Here is a 2,422-nt window from a genome sequence, read left to right as displayed (position 1 = left end):
TAAATAGCTCCATTACTATGACAAGGGTGACGACGAAGGTTGTCAGGTAGTTTTTTTTGTTTGTTGATTTGTGTACTTCGCTAATTTGCAGTGCTCGCCTTGCAGCTTGGAGTGTAGGCGAGCAACCGCTGGCAGAGTAGCAACCACCTGAGATCATTAATCAAATACATTCATTAAATCAAGACGGATACCTTTTTTAGTTTATGCGAGAAGTCTGATTTCATTTTGATTAAAAGTTTAATTATTAAGAACTTTAGTTAAAATTTAATAACAGTCCTTAACAATATATAAATTAACATGTGCACAATTTCTTATAATAGAGGAAATAGGAGAATGTTCTCTTAGAGTAGGGACGCAAGAAGTAAAGCTAAGTTCAGGGGAACTTAGAGATCTTTACTGTATTTCGAACCACTTTCTGATATAATAGAAGGAAAAGAAGAATGAGTTAAACTAGATAAAACCGCTCAGTTAGAGGTAATTGAGAAATTAATTAGGAATTTAGTTGATTCAAGGACAAATCTTGATTTACGTAATAGAGATTGACATACCCCTTTAATATGTTGCAATTTGGAAGGGTAATGTTGAGAGTCGCAAAGCTACTGGTAAAGTATGGTGCAAATGTCAATGATAATTACGAACGCGATCGTACACCACTGCACATTGCTATCGGACGCAAACAACTAGAAACAGCGAGATTGCTGATAAAAAATGGAGCAAATGTTAACGCAAAAACCAACAATCATAGTAAAGACGATTTAACACCAATGCACCTTACAATTTTTGTGGATATGCCGGAATTTATAGAACTACTAGCTATCCATGGTGCAATAATCGATGAAAGAGAAAGCACCGAAGGGCACACTCCTCTCCACTTTATTGCTTTATATGGAAACAAAAGTATAATACAGGTCTTGCTTGATAAGGGACAAGATATTGAAGATACAGATAATAATGGACGGACTGCCTGTTTTTGGCTACCAGGCAGTGCACCGAAGCAGAAAACGATAGCAGAGTAGAAGTTAATCAAGTATTTAATAGACAAACTCAAAGCAGACATAATCAAGAAGAGACAATAATAACAATACAGTACTTTTTCCTGCTGTTAATAATTGTCCTGAGAAAGTGGTAAAACTCATCATTGAGCAATATGTAGAAGACTTTTGCAGGAATAAGTTAAAGAGCCTTATCGATTATAAAAATAAAGCTGGAATAGATGCTTTGGATATCGCGCCTAATAGTAGAAATGAAAAAGCTATTGAAGTACTAAGATCATATGGAGCAGACATTGAGAATAAGATAAATGGTGAGATCCGCCTACTTCATGCAGTGAAAGAAGGTGATATAAAGAAGACAGAGCTTCTTTTAAACAAGGAGTGAACGTTAATACAAAAGATGAAAAGGGATTGACTCCTTTAGACCTTGCCATGCAGAAAAGCAATCAAAGCATGACCCAATTTCTAAAAGGAAATGGTGCAAAAACAAGTTTAGAGATAAAAGTGAAATTAGCAGTATAGCAGTATTAACTACGCTAGTGTTATGACCCTCGGTTTAGCACTAGTAGTATATTCTATTATGAAAGGCATTCGAGAAATTGCTGTGAAAAAACCATGCGGCATTTTCAATGAAGTAGAGGGCGAAAGATGAGATCTTCAATTACGCAAAAAGTGTGAGGTCAATTGTAGTGAAATCACACAATTGCTTCGTAGAGCTATGTCCTGTAATAATTACTATACCATTTTGCTCAGAACGTATTGAGATTAGATTCAGCACTAATTTGCAGGTTGCACTATCAAGATTACAAAATGGTTCATCTATCAGCCAAACATTCGCATTAGAGATTAAAAGGCGAGCAAGTGCAACTCTTCTTTTCCAACCTGCAGAAAGTTCACCATATCTAATATTAAGTACAGGTTGTAACTGCAAACAACAAACAGCGGCCATAATCAATTCTTTAGTATCTCGTATTCCTGCCCAGAGTTCTATATTTTCAGCAACAGCTAAATTATTTTTGCAGGCATTTTTATGCCCTATATAGACCATAGAAGGTATGTAAGACTTTAGATTATCATATATGTCTTTTCCACAGTGTCTTATGTTTCCTGATACTGGCGGCAACAGTCCGGATAAGCTTCTGATTAAGCTCGTTTTACCACTACCATTTGGACCAGTGATTAAGATCTTAGATTTTGGCTTAGCTTGAAAACTGAGGTTTTTAAATAATATCTTATTATTACGGGTGCAGGATAAATTTTCACATTCAAGCATTTATTAGACCTCGAAAGAGGACCTGGAGCCTAGATACTTCAATGTATGAACAGTAGGTAGTTTGTGCAACAGACAGTAAGTGTTTGGTACGTAATTGTTTATCTGGGCTTACCAACTTTCCTCCCACTTTCATTAGTTTTTGGTGCAACTCTAACTA

4 protein-coding genes are annotated in these 2,422 nt (G+C 35.9%); 3 read left to right on the top strand and 1 reads right to left on the bottom strand.

The annotated features are described in order from the left end of the window. The first annotated feature begins 578 nt into the window (after nt 1-578). The 3 genes from IHO40_RS05585 to IHO40_RS05575 all read left to right on the top strand — a co-directional run bounded on the left by IHO40_RS05585 (nt 579) and on the right by IHO40_RS05575 (nt 1,514). Nucleotides 579-1,016 (top strand): ankyrin repeat domain-containing protein, encoded by a 438-nt coding sequence (locus IHO40_RS05585; RefSeq protein WP_225537147.1) that lies wholly within the window; start codon nt 579-581, stop codon nt 1,014-1,016. Nucleotides 1,017-1,122: 106 nt separating this feature from the next. Then, nucleotides 1,123-1,377, top strand: a complete 255-nt coding sequence (locus IHO40_RS05580; RefSeq protein WP_225537146.1) for a hypothetical protein — start codon at nt 1,123-1,125, stop codon at nt 1,375-1,377. Next, the gene (locus IHO40_RS05575; RefSeq protein ID WP_225537145.1) at nt 1,374-1,514 is read left to right on the top strand and encodes a hypothetical protein; all 141 of its coding nucleotides are present in this window, start codon (nt 1,374-1,376) and stop codon (nt 1,512-1,514) included. Before IHO40_RS05580 ends, IHO40_RS05575 begins: the two co-directional genes overlap by 4 nt. A gap of 139 nt (nt 1,515-1,653) precedes the next feature. Here IHO40_RS05575 and ccmA read toward each other — a convergent pair whose 3' ends face one another. Beyond that, a complete protein-coding gene (ccmA, locus tag IHO40_RS05570) occupies nt 1,654-2,265 on the bottom strand; it encodes a heme ABC exporter ATP-binding protein CcmA (RefSeq protein WP_225537144.1) in 612 nt (203 codons plus the stop codon). Between the last annotated feature and the right edge of the window lie 157 nt (nt 2,266-2,422).

Origin of the sequence: Wolbachia endosymbiont of Mansonella ozzardi, from assembly GCF_020278625.1 — a bacterium.
In the GTDB taxonomy this organism is placed as follows: Bacteria; Pseudomonadota; Alphaproteobacteria; order Rickettsiales; family Anaplasmataceae; genus Wolbachia.
This window is presented reverse-complemented; position numbering and strand designations above follow the sequence as displayed.